The following is a 20,318-nucleotide window of genomic DNA, read 5'->3' on the forward strand; positions in this document are numbered from 1 at the left end:
GTTTTTTTCATGACGTTTTGTGCCTTGAGCAGCGCGAAAGGAATGGATATAAAAATGAAAAAAGCAATGAAGAAATTAGAAGAATTTCTGGAATTAGGCGGCATTAAAAAAGATATTACGTTGCTGGTCATCGGTGGAATCGCACTGTTGCTCAGCATTTTTCACGTATCTCCATTGCCATTTGATCTGGCATGGATTTCCATTATTTTATGTGGTGTGCCGATTATTCTGGAAGCAGGCGACGAAAGTTGGAAAAGACAGTTCCATTCAGCGAATGATCCAACTGGTACAGTCCGCAGATGCAGGAAAAACCAAAATTGTGGGTATCGCAGACCGATGGGCAACCTGGATCGTGGTGATCGCACTTTCCGTAGCAACATTTATTTGTATCATTTCAGGAGAACTGATCCGTACGGTAACGATTCTGGTTGTATTTTGTCCGTGTGCGCTGGTACTTGCGACACCGACGGCAATCATGGCAGCGATTGGAAATGCAACAAAGCACGGTTTTCTGGTCAGAGCATCCATTGGGAAAAGCAGTAGTAAGTTGTTACAAAGAGTCCTGTCAGAAAAATCTGCCGGCAGCAGAAACGTTTGAAATGCTTCCGGGACGCGGTGTCAGCGCAGTGATCAACGGAAAAATGCTCTTGGCAGGAAATGAAGAACTGATGCAGGAATCCGGTGTGGAAGAAATTGCACTTATGACAATGTGCGCGGAGGCAAAGGAGTATTTACAGCAGGGATGTACCATAAAGTCTGCATGATTGGTGATGGCGTCAATGATTCGCCTGCCCTGAAACGTGCAGATGTCGGAATTGCCATGGGTGGTGTTGGAAGTGACATTGCAGTGGATGCAGCGGATATTGCGCTGGTGGATGATGAAGTCAAAGAATTGCCACATCTGGTAGCATGATCCAAACGAATGATGATCACGATCAAGTGCAATATGAGTTTTTCCATGGGATTAAACTTTCTTGCGATTACACTGGCAATCCTTGGTATCTTAAATCCGGTTGCAGGTGCGCTGGTACATAATGCCGGATCGGTGCTGGTTATTATCAATTCTGCATTGCTGCTGAATTGGAAGCGAAAATAAATAAAAAACTTGTTGACATACAACGACACTAATGTTATATTACAGATAGAACAAATAAAACCGGGAAAACCGGTAGAGAATGATTCAGATAACGATGTTTCCCCGGGAGTTTCCCGGGGAATTATTATATCCAATGAGAGTTTCTATTTTATATGGAAAATTTTACAAGAAAGTTCACAGAATAATGAACGATAAAGAAAAATAGAAGCAGAAATCTACTGGATCATACATAGTAAATAACAGAAATGGATGGTGATTTGTATGGCAGCAAAACAGGATTATTATGAATTACTTGGCGTTGCAAAAAATGCAGATGCCACAGCAATAAAGAAAGCATATCGAAAACTTGCAAAAAAATATCATCCGGATACAAATGCCGGTGATCCGACTGCAGAACAGAAATTTAAGGAGGTAACGGAAGCGTATTCAATCTTAAGTGATCCGGAAAAGAGAAAACTGTATGATCAGTTCGGTCATGCGGCTTTTGACGGAAGCATGCCGGAAGGTGGCGCTTACGGATATGGCAATGCAGGCGGCGCACAGAATGGCGGTTATCAGGAATTCCATTTTAACGGACAGGATATGGGAGATATTTTCGGAGATATCTTTGGAGATATGTTCCATGGCGGTTCATCCGGAGGACACAGAAGCTACAGTTTCCACAGCGATGGAAATGGCGGCTTCCACCAGTACTACAGCAATGGTTCCGGTGCAGATGGCTTCGGACAGGGCAGTCACTTTGGCGGATTTGGTCAGGGAGGCGGCTTCCATGGTGGTCAGTTCCGTCAGAAAGGCAGCGACATCCATGCCGATGTAACCGTAAGTTTTGATGATGCGGCATTTGGTTGTGAGAAAATGATTCATCTGAAAGACGAAAATGGTCAGGTTCAGTCGTTGAAAGTAACAATTCCGGCAGGAATCGATACCGGTAAAACGGTACGTCTGAAAGGAAAAGGAAATCCGGGATTCAGCGGTGGAGAAGCCGGAGATCTCCTGTTGAAAGTAAAAGTAGGAGACAGAGCCGGATTTGAACGAAAAGGAATGGATGTGTATACAAACATTTCGATTCCGTTTACGACAGCTGTTTTGGGCGGCGAAGCTGTAGTGCCGACGCTGAATGGCAATGTGATCTGCAAGATCCGTCCGGGTACACAGTCCGGCAGCAAGATCCGTTTGAAAGGCAAAGGTATTGTGTCAATGAAAGACAGATCTGTGCATGGAGATGAGTATGCAGTAGTTCAGATTCAGGTACCGAAGAACCTGAATGAGACCGCAAAGGAAAAATTAAAAGAGTTTGCGAAAGCATGCTGATGCAATGAAAAACTGAATTTATGTAATTAAGGATGTGAACGCAGAATAAATATTCCCCATTTTGAGTGTACAAAGTGACTGCGTTCATGAGCAAGTAGTGAAAGCGGATTGCGAATGTCCGCTTTACGCATAAAAATGAGAGACAAGTGCTTTTTAATGAAAAGTGCCTGTCTCTTTTTTTGACTTTTGATAAAGATTTTTCAACGACGAAAAAATGGAATATTTTGGGTTGACACAACTACCATGAGTTTGATAGTATTTCATGGTGTTAGCTTAAAAGAACTAATGTTAACTAAGAGGAACAAAGATTAGGAAAAAAGGAGGAGCAAATGAAAAAGACTTGGAAGAAAATGGCATCGCTGTTCCTGTCAGTATTATTGATGCTGTCTATGGTGGTTACACCGGCGATGGCGGCAGAGGGGACAACGAGAAGTGGAAGCAAGGATGCACCGACAGAGGTGAAATCCTGCATAAAAAGTGGATTGTGGACTGAGATTCTCAATCTTGAATTTGAGGATACCACATGGATGAATGCAATCGACAGTGTAACTGTAAATGATACCGTATACAAAAATAAAACAATTAGTTCATTTGGCAGTGATACTGGAATCTGGGATATTGGAAGTGTGACGGGAGCATATGGCAGCTATACAGCATTCAGAATTGCAAATGCTGATAATGTATCATACCCATTAACAGTAAAATTTACAGCAAATGGATACAAAGATCTTACTGTAGAGATTACAAAAACGACAGTATCTTATAGTGATGTTTACACAGCAACAGTAGTAAAAGACTCTACTCCAGCTGAGAAAACTTATTCCGCAACAGCAGATTCAGCTGAAAACGGCAAAGTTACTTTAGACAAAACAAGTAGTCTGAAAGCTGGTGATACTGTTACAGTAACAACTACACCGAACAAACATTATGAGCTGGATACACTTACCGTAAAAGGTGAGAGAGGAACAACTGTTGATACAACAAAAAAATCCGATAACGAATATACTTTTACCATGCCGGCTGAAAATGTAACTGTAACAGCTATATTTAAGAAAGCAGCTCCAATCAAGATTAATCTTGATCAGGTAAGTATTTCTCTTGATAGTTTCAATAGAAACTGGAATGTATCTTTTGCAAATGCAGATGGATATGTAGAAGATATTACAGAAGTAAAAGTAAATGGTGAAACCTGGAAAAAAGCAAGCTATGCAAGTTTCATATATGGTGGTCAGTATTACCAAAATACATCTGATAATAAACTGCTGTTTGCTGAGACAAATTTCAGTTCCAGCGATGATGCAGCTGTTCTGAAAAGTGGAGATGTGATCACAATCACAGCAGATGGATACGAAGATCTGACTATGAAATTTGTCGTAGATCCAAGCGGAAAAGCATCTCTGGTTGAAGATGACGGACAGGGCGATCCGTATCAGCTTTATGTAAAAATCGCAGGCACATTTGACAGTGCAATCAAAGGTCAGACAAATTATGATACTGTATCAAGTGCAAGTACCGGTGGTTCTTCTTCCAACAAAAACAGTGACGTAACCGTTTACGGTGCATTGGTGAAGAAAGGCACAGAGCCGACAGACAGTGACTGGAAAGAGCTTGACAACATGTCAAACATTAATCTGGATGGTAAAAAATGCACAGTTAACATTGTACCGGATACAGACAAAGGTACAAGCGCAGACAGTGACAGCGGAATGCAGGGTGTTTATATGACAATCAGCAGTGCGCTGAGCCTTAGCGGAACACCAAAGGATCCGGGAAAATATCTGGTTTCTGTATCTATCACAGATATGCAGGGACGTACTGCAACAAGTAATACCTTACAGTTTAACGTATATTCCGGCGAAGAAAAACTTGCGGATCAGCTGGTAAAAGAAAACTTTAAACAGTATGCAAATGGCAAATATGCATGGGATATCATGGAGCCATGGGCAATTAGCAATTTTGGCAGCAATGTAGACGGAGAAGATGAGAGCGTTCGTGTTCCTGCTGATCTGGAAGCATGGTTTGGTTCTCAGGTAAGTGGTACTTACGGTTACCTTGGTTATGATCTTGCCTGGAAAGAAGTTGAAAAAGGAAATATTCCTCAGACACTTTACATTCCGGATGGCTGTGATCTGACAATCACAAATATGGAAATTCTCAGCAGCGTTCGTATCGTTGTTGAAAAAGGTGGAAAACTGACATTAGATGATTCTGTTGTTCAGGGTATCATTGAAGTAAAAGATGGCGGAACATTCTCCATGAACTATAGTGCTTATGACGAAGAATTTAAAGTAGGTGCTTCTATCTGTGGACAGCTTCGTTTAGAGGATGGTGCAACACTTGAAAACGCAGCAATTTATTCTCATGCGAACTATCTAGCAAATGGAAATCTTACAGATCGTACAACGTCTGAGCCAGTAGTAACTGTTACAGGAAACGTAACGATCAAAGGAAACGTATACATCGAAGGTGATGACGCAGGAAATGAGATCGGTCAGACTGCATTACGCGTATCAAACGGAACACTTCATCTGGAAGATGGTTCACAGCTGGTAGCTTACGGCGGAAGCGGAAAGACACTGCTTTACAGAGAGGGCGGTGTAGCAATCGATCTTGACAATGCAACGATTGATGGAAATGGAAAAGTAACAGCAATCGGTGGTGATGTACTCTGGGGAAATGGCGGAAACGCTGTAACCGGAAATGGTACCATTGCTACAAAATCTGCATTTTTACAGGGTGCAACAGCAAATGAGTCAAACAAAGCAGAAGCTGGAAAAGCAACAGAAGGAACCATTAAAGTGACAGGACAATATCGTCATATGGAAGACGGTACTGTGATGGGGGCAACTGAGAATGATCCACTTGCAGAACTGTACTGGAAGACTGGTATTGACGCTCAGCCACCATTGGATAAATTTGAAACTCCTGAGGTAACAAAACTTATCAATGTTGTTGATATCGAGAGTCAGGTTTACAACGGAGAAGTTTTAAAACCGGTTGTTAAAGTTACTGATGCGGCTGATACAGAAAAAGTTTTGACAGAGGACGTTGATTATTTCGTTACTTATACACAGCCGGCACAGAGAAGTGCAGCAGATGAATATGTAAATGCTGGTGACTACACTGTAACGGTAACAGGTATGGGTGAGTATTACGGAACAGCAACAAAAACATTCACAATTGAACCGAAACAGATGACATTTGATGTTGCAGCAGATTCTGATTCTGCAATTTATGACGGACAGAGCAAGACACCGACTCTGACAGTTAAAGACGGTGATACCGTTCTGACAGAAGGCGTTGACTATACCGTATCTTATACATATGGAAGCGATAGCAATACTGCTGATTTTGCAGGTGCGAAGTTTGTAAAAGCCGGTGAGTATACAATTTTTGTAACTGGTATTGGAAATTATGCAGGTTCTACAGGAAAATTTGTATTCACTGTAAAACAGAACAATTCCGATAACAATAATAACGGTTCTAATAACAATGGATCTGACAATGGCAATAACTCCACTGCAGGCAATAACAATGGATCTAATAACAATGGAAATACCAATACAGATCAGAACAAGAATCAGACTGTAAACAATAACAAAACGAACGGAAATGGCTCAGCAGCTTCCAACAAAACAAATCAGACGGTTAATAAAACAACAGCTGCTACTGCAAATAATACATCTGCAGCGAAAGCTCCGAAGACAGCAGATACCAGTGCAATGGTTCTGTGGTTTGTAATGCTTGCGATCGCAGGCGGTGCTCTGACAACTACAATGTATGCTGTAAAGAAACGCGGCTAGAAAAAGACAGTTGTACATCATAATATTTTCATAAATGACATTTTGCGTGAACTGTAACGGAAATATTTTCATGACTGGAAATTGCGTGATTGAAATTTGAAATTAACTCTGCGGCATGATACAATAGGGTATCATGTTGCGGAGTTATTTCTTTATTTTACGATAAGGTATTGTGAAAGGGAGGACGTATGGAAAATTCTCAGCAAAAGAAGAATGCAAATGTTTATCTGGGAAGGTTTGTGCTGATATTTTTACTGGCAGCTTTATTTGTGGCAGTATATACATTGATTTTGCAGAAAAATTATAAGACAAACACATTGGAAGCGGCAGTGGAACGTGATATCGAATGTTCGGATGCAATCCATACGCTGGTATCAGACCGGTTCAATAAGGCGGATTACGATGAGATCAATACCAAGGCGGATATGGATACCCCGCGTTATCAGGAGCTTCAGCAGAGACTGAACGAATTGCGGACATTGAATTCTACCAGATATCTGTATACGGCAAAACGAAACAGTGAGGGAAAGCTGATCTATCTGGTGGATGGACTGGATCTTGATGCGGACGATTTTGCCTATCCGGGAACTTATATTGAGGATGAGATGATTCCATACATTGAAGTGGCTTTAGAGGGTGAGAATGTTTATTCACAGGATATCGTGGATACCACCTGGGGACATATATTTACCGCCTGTTATCCGGTGCGGGATGCTGAAACGAATGAGATTATTGGTGCGCTTTGTATTGAAATGGATATGGAATCGTCCTATCTGTTTCTGGAAAAAATAAACAACATTGTGTTTAAGGCAGCGGTGGTTGCAGCGTTTGTAATTGTGCTGATCATCATATTTATGTACCGGTGGATGCGCAAACAAAACGAAAAAGATCTGATCCAGCAGAAAAAACTGGAAGAAACAGCGGCTGCAGCAGATGCGGCAAATGCGGCAAAGACAAGGTTTCTGCTCAACATGTCCCATGATATCCGTACACCGATGAATGCAATTTTAGGATATTCAAAGCTGATGCGTGGTCATATATCAGATCCGGAAATGCAGCATTATCAGGAGATGATCGAGCAGTCGGGCAATGTCCTTCTTTCCATTATCAATAATGTCCTTGATATGGCGCGGATTGAAAGCGGTGAGATGGAATTAGATGAGAATTACAGTGAGACCGGAAATATTGTGAGTGGTGTCTGCAGCGTGTTTGAAATGGAATCACAGAAAAAGAATCTGACGATTGAACATTATGTGAATGTGCAGCATCCGGATATTATATGTGACAAAACAAAGATGCAGGAAGTTCTTACCAATATTATCGGTAATGCGGTAAAATATACCCCTCCGGGTGGAACGATAACGATTACAACAGATGAATTGCCCGATGAGAGAGAGGGATATATCAAGATCCGGACGGTGGTAGAAGATAACGGCATTGGAATGAGCAGAGAGTTTTTACCGCATTTGTTTGACTCATTTACCAGAGAGCGGGATACGACCAGTGCAAAAGTAGTAGGAACAGGACTTGGTATGGCAATTGTCAAAAGTCTGGTAGATCTGATGGATGGCTCTGTTACGGTTGAAAGCGAACTGGGAAAAGGAACAAAATTTACAGTGACCATTCCGCATAAAATAGCTCCACCGGAATATTACGCGAAAAAAGCATCAAACGAAGCCAATGAAAAAGTGGAATTTTCCGGAAAACATATTCTTCTGGCAGAAGACAATGATCTGAATGCAGAAATCGCAATCTTATTGCTGGAGGAAATGGGATTTTCCGTAGATCGCGTAGAAGATGGCATTTGCTGCGTGGATAAACTGGAAAAAGAACCGACAGGAACTTATGATCTGATCCTGATGGATATTCAGATGCCGAATATGGACGGCTATAAGGCGGCATCGATCATCCGGCATTTGCCGGATGTCGGCAAGTCCGGAATTCCAATTGTGGCCATGACGGCGAATGCCTTTGCGGAAGATCGGAAAAAGGCGTTTGAAGCCGGAATGAACGGGCATATTGCGAAACCAATTGATGCGTCAAAAATAAAAGAAACATTGGCAGAGATTTTGAAGTAATGAAAAAACTTATTTTGTGGTGCTAATTTAGTATTTCAAATGATAGAGAATATTTTAAATGAATCTGATTGAAACTTTTGGAAGTGGTAACATTGAAATTAGAAACAGAAAATCAGGTTTTTGGTTGTAACGAAAATAGCGGGTGCAGATTATTTTTTCTTGAAATGCGATTGTTAGCATGAAAGACAAAATAATCTGTGCCCGCTTTCATTATCTTCCGTTATATAATTGTTATATAATTAAGGAAGAAAAATTTTAAGATAAATTAGCACTCAATGCTTGACGTGGCTAATAACATGTGATATAACATACTTAACGCAAGGAAAAGCGTTATACAACAAGTAGAACATAATAATTAAGAAAAGTAGAAACACCCGGAAAGGAGGGGTTTTTATGAATATCCAGAAATTTACACAGAAATCAATGCAGGCAATCCAGGATTGCGAGAAATTAGCTTATGAATATGGCAATCAGGAAATCGAGCAGGAACATCTGCTGGTAGCCCTGATGAGACAGGAAGACGGTCTGATCCCGATGCTGATCGAGAAAATGGAGATCAACAAACAGCATTTCATGAACAATGCTGAGGATCATCTGGCAAAGAGAGTGAAAGTTTCCGGCGGACAGGTTTATGTCGGTCAGCAACTGAATAAAGTGCTGATCAGTGCTGAGGACGAAGCAAAGCAGATGGGCGATGAGTATGTATCCGTAGAGCATCTGTTCCTGAGCATGATCCGTTACCCGAACCCGGCGATCAAAGAAATCTTCCGTGAGTATGGAATCACAAGAGACAGATTCCTTCAGGTATTATCCACCGTCCGTGGCAACCAGAGAGTCGTAAGTGACAATCCGGAAGCTACTTATGATACATTGGAAAAATATGGTTACGATATGGTAGAGCGTGCAAGAGATCAGAAACTGGATCCGGTCATCGGCCGTGACAGCGAGATCCGAAACGTGGTTCGTATCCTTTCCAGAAAAACAAAAAACAACCCGGTTCTGATCGGTGAACCTGGTGTTGGTAAAACTGCCGTTGTCGAAGGTCTGGCACAGCGTATTGTTCGCGGTGATGTACCGGAAGGACTGAAAGACAAGAAATTATTTGCCCTTGATATGGGAGCACTGGTTGCAGGTGCAAAATACAGAGGCGAATTTGAGGAACGTCTGAAAGCCGTATTGGACGAGGTAAAGAAGAGCGAAGGCAAGATCATCCTGTTTATCGATGAACTTCATACCATCGTTGGCGCAGGAAAAACAGACGGAGCTATGGATGCCGGCAACATGTTAAAACCAATGCTGGCAAGAGGTGAATTACATTGTATCGGTGCTACTACACTGGATGAGTACCGTGAATATATCGAAAAAGATGCCGCTCTGGAGCGTCGTTTCCAGCCGGTTATGGTAGACGAGCCGACCGTAGAAGATACTATTTCCATTTTGCGTGGCTTGAAAGAGCGTTACGAAGTATTCCATGGCGTAAAAATTACAGATGGTGCGCTGGTTTCCGCAGCCGTACTGTCCAACCGTTATATTTCCGACCGTTTCCTGCCGGACAAAGCCATCGATCTGGTGGATGAGGCGTGCGCATTGATCAAGACAGAACTTGATTCCATGCCGACAGAGCTGGATGAGCTGAACCGTAAAGTAATGCAGCTGGAGATCGAGGAAACTGCGCTGAAGAAAGAGGAAGACAATCTGAGCAAAGAGCGTCTGGAGAATCTTCAGAAAGAGCTGGCAGAACTGCGCAGCGAGTTCCAGACAAAGAAAGCACAGTGGGACAATGAGAAGAAAGCTGTTGAGCGTGTACAGAAATTACGTGAGGAACTGGAAAGCCTGAATAAAGAAATTCAGACTGCACAGCAGAATTACGATCTGGAAAAAGCAGCAGAACTGCAGTATGGCAAGAAACCACAGCTGGAGAAAGAATTAGCTCACGAAGAAGAAATCGTGAAAAATAAAGATATGTCACTGGTTCATGAGAGCGTCAGCGAGGATGAAATCGCAAGAATCATTTCCCGCTGGACAGGTATCCCGGTTGCAAAACTGACCGAGAGTGAACGTAACAAAACCTTGCATCTGGACGAAGAACTGCACAAACGTGTCATCGGACAGGATGAGGGCGTCACAAAAGTTACCGAAGCGATCATTCGTTCCAAAGCCGGAATCAAAGATCCGAGCAAACCGATCGGTTCTTTCCTGTTTCTTGGACCAACTGGTGTTGGTAAAACCGAGCTGGCAAAGGCACTGGCCGCAAGCCTGTTTGACGATGAATCCAACATGGTTCGACTTGATATGAGTGAATACATGGAGAAATACTCCGTATCCAGACTGATCGGAGCACCTCCAGGATATGTAGGTTACGATGAAGGTGGTCAGCTGACTGAGGCCGTTCGTAGAAAACCATATTCTGTAGTCCTGTTTGATGAGGTAGAAAAAGCCCATCCGGATGTATTTAACGTACTGTTACAGGTATTGGATGACGGTCGTATCACGGATTCCCAGGGACGTACCGTAGACTTCAAGAACACCATCATCATTATGACATCCAACCTTGGATCTGCGCATCTGCTGGAAGGCATCGATGAGAACGGCGATATTAATCCGGAAGCAGAAGAACGGGTTATGAATGAGCTGCGTGGCAACTTCAGACCGGAGTTCTTAAACCGTCTGGACGAGATCATCATGTTCAAGCCGCTGACCAAGGACAACATCGGAAATATCATTCATCTGCTGATGAATCAGTTGAACAAACGTCTGGAAGACCGTGAGATTTCCGTAGAACTGACACCGGCAGCAGAGAGCTTTATCGTAGAGCATGGTTATGACCCAATCTATGGTGCAAGACCATTGAAACGATTCCTGCAGAAACATGTGGAGACATTATCTGCAAAACTGATCCTTGCCGATGAGGTACATGCAAATGATGTGATTCTCATTGATGTAGATGGAGATCATCTGACAGCACGTGTAAAATAATTCAAAAATAGAATTAAGAGACTTAGCTTAGTTGTAATAACTGAGCTGAGTCTCTTTTTTCGTCTATTATACCAAGTCGCTGGCGCGACGGCTAGCCCCAGGTACGTGAAATCACTACTTTTTTCATAAAAAAATAGCAGTTTTTGTATATATGTTGTATTGTTAAGTTACCACACAAAACAATCACATATTCACAAGAACTGCTATGATTAGTTTACCATGGATTTTTAAACTCAACAACTACATATCTTATTTTTTATCCGTCCACCGCTTCTTTATGAAATGTGACAGTACTATTTATTTCATTTCAAAGGAGATTTTTACGATGGACATCAACAGCTAGAAGTCTATATCCCTTATATGTATCATTTTGAGAAGTTTGAGAAACAAAATCTAGAAAAAGTTTTTCGAGTGCAAGCGGAAGTATTTTCTTTCGTTGCTGTACAAATGCGGATGATGTTGCAGTTGATGCATCACATCCGAACTGCCTTAACAATTCGTTTGTTAAAGTTGTCCCTTTGATAGTAATGACAAGATCATTTTTTGATTGACATGTCAATACTTTTCCATAAAAAAATCCCACATCACACTATGTGTGATGCGAGATTTTCTTAACTTAATGCCATTGACCTCACGGTCTGGGCGATTTTCTGTTAGGGGAGTTTTTTTACAGCCCCGTATAATTAGAGAATTTTACCGTTTTTTTCACAAATTGGAGAATGACCGGCTGTCATAGTCACCAAGTAACCATCTTTGCCAAAATTTATGGCAAGAACCTTGCAGTTTTCGTCATAAAAAATTTGAATAAATACGGCATTTTTTGGAGGATTGGATCCAAAATTGTTTTTAATACTGTTGTCCAATGTCGCACCAGAGGTTGGAACATTGCTATTTCCGAAACTATATTGGGAATTATTTTTGGTCTGACTGTCTAAATAGATCAGGACTTGCTGGGCTATCAACTGACTGGCAGTTGTTGGATTTTTATGCCAGTACCTTTGCTCATCAGAAAATGTTGCATTTGATATACGACCAAGACATTTTGTGTAAGTTATACCATCAATCGTACAAGAATTGGTCAATGCATTTTCCATACTTTTCTCATCAATATTCAAACCATAGTATTCAGAAGCGGCAGATTGTGCTGCCGTCCAGATCCCTTTTGCTTCAGATTCAATTGCTCTCGCTTTTGATTTGTCAATATATCCGGTCAGTGCCGGGATGAGTAATGCAGCAAGAACCGCTATAATAACAAGAACAACAATAAGTTCTACCAGTGTAAAACCTTTTTTGGCTTTCAGTTTTGACATTATCGAACTCCTTTCTTTTTCTGGGATTGCTACCCATCAATAACATTAATTTACGATATTTATAATTATCATATCACAATAAATGTAATATTTCTATAAATAAAAAGAAAGGGGCTGTAAAATAAGTCCACAGCTAAAAAAACGCCAGTTCTGGCAAATGCCGGCTCTGGCGTTTTTTTGTGATCTTTCTGTTGCTGATATATTTTTTAGTCCCTTTTTCTGGGAGCTTTCTGCTGATGTTGGAATTCCGACAAAACTGGATGCCATCAAAGAAGAATACGAAAGAGCTCCGATTTGGTTAGGATCGGAGCTCTTTCTTTGCTTTGTATATTGTAAAAATAGAGGGAAAATGTTAAAAAAAGTTTTATCGAATAATCAATCAAATAACAAACTAAAAAATTTTTACTTCTTGATTATACGTGTTCCTGTTGCACCGTTGACACCGTCTTTTGCTTTCTGCAAAAGGGTGATGAGGGCGGTACGTCCCTCGCCAGACTCGGCAAATTCTACACCTGCCTGAACTTTCGGAAGCATGGAGCCCGGTGCGAAATGCCCTTCTTCCATGTACTGTTTTGCTTCATCGACTGTAATATCATCCAGCCATGTCTCTTCCGGAGTACCGAAGCGGAGTGCTACTTTCTCGACTGCAGTCAGAATGATCAGAAAATCAGCATTTAACTGCTGTGCAAGGAGACAGCTTGCGAAATCTTTATCGATAACTGCTCCAACACCTTTTAAATGATTTCCCTGACGGATCACAGGGATACCGCCGCCGCCGCTGGCGATGACGACTTCGCCTGCGTTCAGGAGATCTTTGACTGTGTCGATTTCAATAATTTCTGCCGGTTTTGGAGAAGCAACGACACGACGATAGCCGCGTCCCGCATCCTCCATGACTTGAATACCGCTGCTGGCTACTGCGGCATCAGCTTCTTCTTTAGTCATAAACTGACCGATTGGTTTGGTCGGATGCTCGAATGCAGGATCATTTTCATCCACACGAACCTGTGTGATCACCGTGGCAACATTTTTCTTGATGCCGCGGTTTAATAATTCCTCTTTTAATGCATTCTGAAGATCGTAACCAATATATGCCTGACTCATGGCCACACAAACGGAGAGAGGTGTGATGGCCGGATGAGAAGGTTCTGTTTTGGAATATGCAGCCATTGCATTGTTGATCATTCCAACCTGTGGACCGTTGCCGTGGGAGATGATGACTTCATTTCCGGCTTCGATCAGATCAGCGATTGCTCTGGAAGTTTCCTGAACAGCCAAGTACTGTTCAGGAAGATTTTTTCCAAGGGCATTACCGCCAAGTGCAATGACGATACGTTTTTTACCCATGATTCGTTACCCCCAAATGGATTAGTATATTACATCAAAATTTAAAAATCAGAGCTGTGAAAGACTCCTCTTGAATAAAGTCTAAGAAGAATCTCTCACAAAATACAGCTCAGTTAATTACTCAAAGATACGTTTTCCAGCGCGATCTTCTAATTTCTTTAAGATCTCCTGCGGATTCTCAAATTTGCTTAAGAAGATCATAGCAGCGATGATGTATGGTTTGTAGCTTGCTTCTTTGTAAAGCGGTGTACGATAACGATCGAATACGGAAGCCTCAACCTCGCCGTCTTTGCAGCTTACATCGTTGATATCTGCTGGCAGGCAGTGTAAGTATAATGCTTTGCCATCTTTTGTTGTTTTCATTAATTCTTCAGTACAGCACCAGTCTTTGTGCTCTGCGTTCTGAGCAAGAAGCTCTTTCTCAAGTGCTTTGATTCCTTCTGTATCGCCTTCACCGTAAAGGTTTGTACGTTTCTCCATAGCAGCGAACGGAGCCCAGCTCTTCGGATATACGATATCAGCATCTTTGAAAGCCTCAGCCATGCTGTTTACTTTTGTGAAGGAACCGCCTGATTTCTCAGCGTTTGCTTTTGCAACTTCCTCAACTTCCGGCATTACATCGTATCCTTCCGGATGAGCAAGTACAACGTCCATACCGAAACGTGTCATCAGACCGATGATACCCTGCGGAACGGAGAGTGGTTTACCATAAGAAGGAGAGTAAGCCCATGTCATGGCAACTTTTTTACCTTTTAAGTTCTCAACACCGCCGAATTCATGGATCAGGTGAAGAGCATCTGCCATAGCCTGTGTCGGATGGTCGATATCACACTGAAGGTTTACCAGTGTCGGGCGCTGCTCTAAGATGCCGTCAGCGTTACCCTGTTTTACAGCGTCAGATACTTCGTGCATGTAAGCATTACCTTTTCCGATGTACATATCGTCACGGATACCGATAACGTCAGCCATGAAGGAGATCATGTTAGCTGTCTCACGAACAGTCTCACCATGAGCTACCTGAGATTTGCCCTCGTCCAGATCCTGAACTTCCAGACCAAGCAGGTTACATGCGGAAGCGAAAGAGAAACGTGTTCTTGTGGAGTTATCACGGAATAAGGAAATTCCAAGACCGCTCTCAAATACTTTTGTGGAAATGTTGTTCTCACGCATGAAACGAAGTGCGTCAGCGATAGTGAAAACAGCCTCTAACTCGTCATCTGTTTTCTCCCATGTAAGGAAGAAATCGTTGTTGTACATTTCTTTGAAGTTTAAGCTGTTGAGTTTGTCGATGTAATCCTGTAATGTTTTCATTTATGTATTCTCCTTATAAAATAGATTCGGTTGAGATATATTAAAATTTAGAGTTATCTGGTTTTAGGGAGGGAACTTCCTGAAATCAATGCAGGAAGGATCCCTCACAAAAATAATGAATGAAATTTACTCCATGTAATTTTTCGGTAATGCTGCATATACAGCTGCGCATGTTACCAGATCCTGTTTCCATGTTTTCTCGTTTGGAGCATGAGCCTGAGCCTCAGCACCCGGTCCAAAACCAATACAAGGAATGTTATTTCTACCCATGATAGATACGCCGTTTGTAGAGAATGTCCATTTATCTGTAAGTGGACGAGCCTGACGCATTTCAAGTGTCTCAGCAGCACCGATACGCTGATCTCCGTATAATGCTTTGTAAGCGTTCTCGAGAGATTTTGTTACTTTGTGATCTTTCGGGATAGCCCATGTCGGGAAGTAGCACTCAATCTCATATACGCATCCTGTGTAGGAAGGACGATCGTAGTTGTACATAGATACTTTTACGTCATCGCCGTATTTCTGTACGCTCGGAAGTGCACGGATCTCGTCTAAGCAGCTTTCCCATGTTTCTCCGAATGTCATACGACGGTCAAGGGAGATTGCACAGGAGTCAGCAACTGCACAACGGCTTGGGGATGTATAGAAGATCTGGGATACGGTTACAGTACCGCGGCCAAGGAAACGTGCCTCTTCCCAATCTTTGTTGTATTTCGGGTTGAGCATTTTTACAAGACCTTTGATCTCTGTCTCGTCAGCGTCATCGTTCTCATTTAAGGAACGGATGTCCTGAAGAATGTCAGCCATTTTGTAGATTGCGTTGTCTCCACGCTCCGGAGCGGAACCATGGCAGGAGATACCTTTTACATCTACGCGGATTTCCATACGTCCACGCTGTCCACGGTAGATACCGCCGTCTGTCGGCTCTGTGGAAACAACGAATTCCGGACGGATTTTATCTTCGTTGATGATGTACTGCCAGCAAAGACCATCACAGTCTTCTTCCTGAACAGTTCCGACTACCATGATCTTGCATCCTTCCGGAATCAGGTCAAGGTCTTTCATGATCTTAGCACCGTATGTAGCAGATACAAGACCGCCACACTGATCAGATACACCACGTCCGCCGATCTCTTCGTCGTTTTCATATCCATCGTATGGATCGAAGTTCCAGTTTTCAATGTTTCCGATACCTACTGTATCAATATGTGCATCGTAAGCGATGATCTTGTCGCCTGTTCCCATGTAACCGATGACGTTACCCTGCGGATCGATGACAACTTCGTCGAAGTCCAGTTTTTTCATCTCAGCAGCGATGGTCTCGATATGAGCTTTCTCATCACAGCTCTCGCCCGGATTCTTTACGATGGCACGTAAGAATTTGGTCATGTCGTCTTTGTAGCTCTCAGCGGTTGCTTTGATTTTGTTGTAATCCATAGTAGTAATACCTCCATACTATAATGTGAAATAGATTGATTGGTTAATCTAAAAATAACTCAAAAAATTTAAATCTGATTATTCATCTAAATAATCTTTTCCGTCCCAGACGATCTCTTTATAACGTTCCGGATCTGTATCTCCCTCAGTGGAGAAGAGCAGTACCTGTGAATTTTCATCTAACTGTAATGCTTCCTTCAGATCAGCGTATTCCGGGTTGGTCATGATCTCATTTAAAACTCCGAATGTAACGGCTCCTGATTCACCGGATGTTACCTGTGGATCGCCTTTGATCGGAGCTGCAAGCATACGCATAGATTTTGCGGATACCCAGTCCGGAGCGGCAACGAATACAGATACATGGTTTTTCAGAATATCCCAGGAAGTTGTATTCGGTTCACCACATGCAAGACCAGCCATGATGGTTGGCATATCGCCTTCTACGTTGTACTCTGCACCATCGCCTGCAACTGCACCTTTGTACAGACATGCAGCTGTATCAGCTTCTACTACACAGACGATCGGAGGATTGTCCGGATACTGATTTGCGAAATAACCCTGTACACCACCTGCTAAAGAACCAACACCTGCCTGAACAAATACATGTGTCGGACGTTTGATGCCAAGTTCATGAAGCTGTTCATTTGCTTCCATGGCCATGCTTCCGTATCCCTGCATGATCCAGGATGGGATTTCCTCATAACCTTTCCATGCAGTATCCTGTACAACGACACCGTTTTCTACTTTTGCAGCAGCTGCAGCAGCCATGCGGACACATTCGTCATAGTTTACTTCTTCGATGGTAGCAGTAGCGTTCTCTGCAAGAATGTGGTTCAGTCGGTTCTGCGTGGAACCCTTCGGCATAAATACAACCGCTTTCTGTTTTAAACGGTTTGCAGCCCATGCAACACCACGTCCATGGTTACCATCTGTCGCGGTAAAGAATGTAGCCTGTCCGAATTCCTCACGGAGTTTGTCGGATGTCAGTGTCTCAAAATCAAGTTCTGAGATATCGCGTCCAGTCTGTTTTGCAATGTATTTTGCCATTGCGAAAGATCCACCGAGCACTTTGAATGCATTCAGACCGAAACGGTAAGATTCATCTTTTACACAGACATCTTTCAGGCCAAGGCGGTCTGCCATGTGAGTCAGATGTGCAAGAGGTGTTCTCTCATATCCCGGAATTGTTTTGTGGAAAGCGCGGGCTTTTTCAACTTCTTCAAGTGCCATAACCGGAAGGTTTGCGTCATCGGTTTTTGGCATTGTGTTTTTTACCCATTTGATTTGTTTCATAAAAACCTCCTCCTAATTTTTATCTGCTTTGATGTAGCTGTACAAAGTATATTTTGAAATCCCGAAGTACTGGGAAACTTTGTCGCCCGATTTGGTAATAAGGAAAGCACCGGTATTATTCAGGAACTGAATGGCCTGTACTTTTTCATCCTTTGACATCAGAGATGCAGGTTTTCCGACCATCGCAACTGCCTGAACGATCAGGTCGTCTAACAGGTCTGCCACGTTGGTGCAGATGCTTTCCGGTTCCTTATGATAGGAAGAAACCGCCGGTTCGCCGCTCTCACTGATGAGTGAGCGGACAGAATCCTGAAAATACAGGAGATTGGTAATGTCAAAATTGATGGCAAGGATATACTGGATTGGTCCACCTTCTTCTTCACGAACGAAAATCGTAGAAGATTTTAATGTTTTACCATCGTTTGTTTTGGTCAGATAACCGAGATGATCGGAAATCTTGGATGGATCTTTTCTCATGGTCTCCAATACGACTTTGGAAGGACCGTCACCGGTTTTTCTGTTTGTAATGTGGCCGTTTTCTATATAAACGATGGATTTATGAAGACTCTTGCGGGTCAGGTCATGAATCACAACTTCACAGTCATTTCCAAACTGAACAGCCAGTGCTTTTGCCAGTTGTTTTAAAAGCTCCAGTGTCATCATTTTGCTGTCTCCTTTTGTTTTGCTTTCTGTACTCATCATATCAGATTTTTTTCAGATGTCAACACTAAAATCAAAAATATTTTTAGGTATTTACAAAAAAAGTTTGAAAAGAATATTGCTTTTAATTTTGGGGTGTGGTAATATCATATTAGATTGAACGGTCAATAAAAACAGAGCCGTTGTGAATCGGGGAAAAACAACTTGGAAAAAGGCAGGAATCTACCTGTTTCTTCTATATAGAAAGAGATATATTTTTGTTTTTTGAAAAGTTGTAAACATGATAAGAAACTACACGGGGAATGAAAGGAGAAGAAACATGATTCTGGTAGGAAAAGGAACCGTGATCACAAGAGATGAGACCAAGCCTCTGATCAAAGATGGTGGTGTTGTCCTTGACGGGGAACGAATTGTAAAGGTAGGCGATTATGAGACACTGCGAAGCGAATATCCGCAGGCAGAGCTGATCGATGCAAAAGGTCAGATCATCATGCCGTCCCTTATTAATATGCATGAACATATTTACAGCGCATTTGCCAGAGGATTATCTATTAATGGATATAACCCAAACGGATTTTTAGATATTCTGGATGGACTGTGGTGGACGATTGACCGTCACCTGACACTGGAGCAGACATACTTAAGTGCTATCGCTACTTATATAGATTGTATCAAAAACGGTGTGACAACCGTATTTGATCATCATGCAAGTTTCGGTGCTATTGAAGGCAGCCTGTTTAAAATTGCGGAAGCATCTGAGAAGATGGGCGTAAGAAGCTGTCTGTGTTATGAAGTATCTGATCGTGACGGCGAGGAGAAAGCAAAAGCTTCCGTAAAAGAAAATGCAGACTTCATTAAATATGCCGCACAGCAGAACAATGACATGATCAAAGCCATGATGGGTATGCATGCACAGTTTACAATCTCTGATAAAACATTTGAGATGTGTCGCAAAAATATGCCGGAGGGCGTAGGCGCACACATTCATGTGGCAGAGGGTATCGAAGACCTGCATGACTGCTTACATAAATATGGAAAGAGAATCGTAAACAGACTGATGGATCACGATCTGTTAGGCCCGCAGACCATGACCGCACATTGTATTTATGTCAATGAGCAGGAGATGGATCTGCTGAAAGCGACAGATACGATGGTAGTGCACAATCCGGAGTCAAATATGGGAAATGCCTGTGGATGTCCGCCAACCATGAGAATTTTCCAGAAAGGCATTCTGACAGGACTTGGAACGGACGGTTATACACACGATATGTTTGAATCTTATAAGGTGGCGAATGTACTGCACAAACATTCCTTATGTGATGCAAACGCTGCCTGGGGCGAAGTTCCGGCAATGCTGTTTGAAGGAAATGCAAAAATGGCAAACCGCTATTTCAACATTCCGCTTGGCGTGTTAAAAGAAGGTGCAGCAGCAGACGTAGTTGTAGTCGCTTATGATCCGCTGACACCACTGACCGCAGACAATATCAACAGCCATATGTTATTCGGTATCAACGGTGCCATGACTCAGACAACCATCTGTAACGGAAAAGTTCTGATGAAAGACCGTGAGCTGACCGTGATCGATGAGGCAAAAGCAATGGCAGATTGCAGACAGGCAGCAGCAGAGCTGGCACACAGCATCAATGGATGATTTTATTGTGGGTTCCCGACAGTATGGTTTTGAATGTAGAGGAAC

Annotated in this window: 15 protein-coding genes; 9 read left to right on the forward strand and 6 right to left on the reverse strand. The window is 42.4% G+C overall.

Going from position 1 to position 20,318, the window contains the following annotated elements; translation table 11 throughout:
- Positions 1-274: 274 nt before the first annotated feature.
- The 8 genes from DXB15_RS17705 to clpB all read left to right on the forward strand — a co-directional run bounded on the left by DXB15_RS17705 (position 275) and on the right by clpB (position 11,264).
- Positions 275-598: a P-type ATPase gene (locus DXB15_RS17705; protein ID WP_243115620.1), complete on the forward strand. Its 324-nt coding sequence runs from the start codon at positions 275-277 to the stop codon at positions 596-598.
- Entirely contained in the window at positions 528-764 is a 237-nt protein-coding gene (locus tag DXB15_RS17570) for a hypothetical protein (protein ID WP_243115621.1), read from the forward strand. The genes DXB15_RS17705 and DXB15_RS17570 overlap by 71 nt, the downstream gene beginning before the upstream one ends.
- Entirely contained in the window at positions 743-913 is a 171-nt protein-coding gene (locus DXB15_RS17575; protein ID WP_243115622.1) for an HAD hydrolase family protein, read from the forward strand. The genes DXB15_RS17570 and DXB15_RS17575 overlap by 22 nt, the downstream gene beginning before the upstream one ends.
- Positions 914-958: 45 nt before the next feature.
- Positions 959-1,096 (forward strand): hypothetical protein, encoded by a 138-nt coding sequence (locus DXB15_RS17580; protein ID WP_243115616.1) that lies wholly within the window; start codon positions 959-961, stop codon positions 1,094-1,096.
- 261 nt (positions 1,097-1,357) lie between these two features.
- Positions 1,358-2,407, forward strand: coding sequence for a DnaJ C-terminal domain-containing protein (locus DXB15_RS08350; RefSeq protein WP_118702655.1), 1,050 nt, complete (start codon positions 1,358-1,360; stop codon positions 2,405-2,407).
- A 329-nt stretch (positions 2,408-2,736) separates the two neighbouring features.
- Positions 2,737-6,210: an InlB B-repeat-containing protein gene (locus DXB15_RS08355; protein WP_118702656.1), complete on the forward strand. Its 3,474-nt coding sequence runs from the start codon at positions 2,737-2,739 to the stop codon at positions 6,208-6,210.
- Positions 6,211-6,398: 188 nt separating this feature from the next.
- Positions 6,399-8,288, forward strand: coding sequence for a hybrid sensor histidine kinase/response regulator (locus tag DXB15_RS08360; protein ID WP_118702657.1), 1,890 nt, complete (start codon positions 6,399-6,401; stop codon positions 8,286-8,288).
- 393 nt (positions 8,289-8,681) lie between these two features.
- The gene (gene clpB, locus DXB15_RS08365) at positions 8,682-11,264 is read left to right on the forward strand and encodes an ATP-dependent chaperone ClpB (RefSeq protein WP_109214812.1); all 2,583 of its coding nucleotides are present in this window, start codon (positions 8,682-8,684) and stop codon (positions 11,262-11,264) included.
- A gap of 683 nt (positions 11,265-11,947) precedes the next feature.
- On the opposite strand, the gene DXB15_RS08370 is transcribed toward clpB, so the two are convergent.
- From DXB15_RS08370 to DXB15_RS08395, 6 genes are all read right to left on the reverse strand, one after another.
- The gene (locus DXB15_RS08370; protein ID WP_118702658.1) at positions 11,948-12,574 is read right to left on the reverse strand and encodes a type II secretion system protein; all 627 of its coding nucleotides are present in this window, start codon (positions 12,572-12,574) and stop codon (positions 11,948-11,950) included.
- Positions 12,575-12,976: 402 nt separating this feature from the next.
- Positions 12,977-13,921, reverse strand: a complete 945-nt coding sequence (gene arcC / locus DXB15_RS08375; RefSeq protein ID WP_118702659.1) for a carbamate kinase — start codon at positions 13,919-13,921, stop codon at positions 12,977-12,979.
- A gap of 117 nt (positions 13,922-14,038) precedes the next feature.
- A complete protein-coding gene (ygeW, locus tag DXB15_RS08380) occupies positions 14,039-15,232 on the reverse strand; it encodes a knotted carbamoyltransferase YgeW (protein ID WP_118702660.1) in 1,194 nt (397 codons plus the stop codon).
- Between the two features lie 126 nt (positions 15,233-15,358).
- Positions 15,359-16,669, reverse strand: a complete 1,311-nt coding sequence (locus DXB15_RS08385; protein WP_109214808.1) for a YgeY family selenium metabolism-linked hydrolase — start codon at positions 16,667-16,669, stop codon at positions 15,359-15,361.
- A gap of 78 nt (positions 16,670-16,747) precedes the next feature.
- Complete coding sequence (gene dpaL, locus DXB15_RS08390) at positions 16,748-17,962, reverse strand: diaminopropionate ammonia-lyase (RefSeq protein WP_118702661.1); 1,215 nt, start codon at positions 17,960-17,962, stop codon at positions 16,748-16,750.
- Positions 17,963-17,974: 12 nt separating this feature from the next.
- On the reverse strand, positions 17,975-18,625 hold the full coding sequence (locus DXB15_RS08395) for a helix-turn-helix transcriptional regulator (protein WP_118702662.1): 651 nt from the start codon (positions 18,623-18,625) through the stop codon (positions 17,975-17,977).
- 316 nt (positions 18,626-18,941) lie between these two features.
- On the opposite strand from DXB15_RS08395, the gene ssnA reads away from it, so the two are divergent.
- Positions 18,942-20,273 carry a putative aminohydrolase SsnA gene (gene ssnA / locus DXB15_RS08400; RefSeq protein ID WP_118702663.1) on the forward strand — a complete coding sequence of 444 codons (1,332 nt, stop codon included), beginning with the start codon at positions 18,942-18,944 and terminating at the stop codon, positions 20,271-20,273.
- The last annotated feature ends 45 nt before the right edge of the window (positions 20,274-20,318 follow it).

Origin of the sequence: Roseburia sp. OM02-15, from assembly GCF_003481835.1 — a bacterium.
Classification (GTDB): domain Bacteria; phylum Bacillota; class Clostridia; order Lachnospirales; family Lachnospiraceae; genus Eubacterium_I; species Eubacterium_I ramulus_A.

Bases quoted from the DNA above. Each gene is read 5' to 3' on its own strand.
- DXB15_RS08355 (WP_118702656.1), top strand. From the start codon at position 2,737: ATGAAAAAGACTTGGAAGAAAATGGCATCGCTGTTCCTGTCAGTATTA.
- DXB15_RS08395 (WP_118702662.1), bottom strand. From the start codon at position 18,625: ATGATGACACTGGAGCTTTTAAAACAACTGGCAAAAGCACTGGCTGTT.
- ygeW (WP_118702660.1), bottom strand. From the start codon at position 15,232: ATGAAAACATTACAGGATTACATCGACAAACTCAACAGCTTAAACTTC.
- DXB15_RS08350 (WP_118702655.1), top strand. From the start codon at position 1,358: ATGGCAGCAAAACAGGATTATTATGAATTACTTGGCGTTGCAAAAAAT.
- dpaL (WP_118702661.1), bottom strand. From the start codon at position 17,962: ATGAAACAAATCAAATGGGTAAAAAACACAATGCCAAAAACCGATGAC.
- DXB15_RS08360 (WP_118702657.1), top strand. From the start codon at position 6,399: ATGGAAAATTCTCAGCAAAAGAAGAATGCAAATGTTTATCTGGGAAGG.
- ssnA (WP_118702663.1), top strand. From the start codon at position 18,942: ATGATTCTGGTAGGAAAAGGAACCGTGATCACAAGAGATGAGACCAAG.
- clpB (WP_109214812.1), top strand. From the start codon at position 8,682: ATGAATATCCAGAAATTTACACAGAAATCAATGCAGGCAATCCAGGAT.
- arcC (WP_118702659.1), bottom strand. From the start codon at position 13,921: ATGGGTAAAAAACGTATCGTCATTGCACTTGGCGGTAATGCCCTTGGA.
- DXB15_RS17575 (WP_243115622.1), top strand. From the start codon at position 743: ATGTACCATAAAGTCTGCATGATTGGTGATGGCGTCAATGATTCGCCT.
- DXB15_RS17580 (WP_243115616.1), top strand. From the start codon at position 959: ATGGGATTAAACTTTCTTGCGATTACACTGGCAATCCTTGGTATCTTA.
- DXB15_RS08370 (WP_118702658.1), bottom strand. From the start codon at position 12,574: ATGTCAAAACTGAAAGCCAAAAAAGGTTTTACACTGGTAGAACTTATT.
- DXB15_RS17705 (WP_243115620.1), top strand. From the start codon at position 275: ATGATCCAACTGGTACAGTCCGCAGATGCAGGAAAAACCAAAATTGTG.
- DXB15_RS08385 (WP_109214808.1), bottom strand. From the start codon at position 16,669: ATGGATTACAACAAAATCAAAGCAACCGCTGAGAGCTACAAAGACGAC.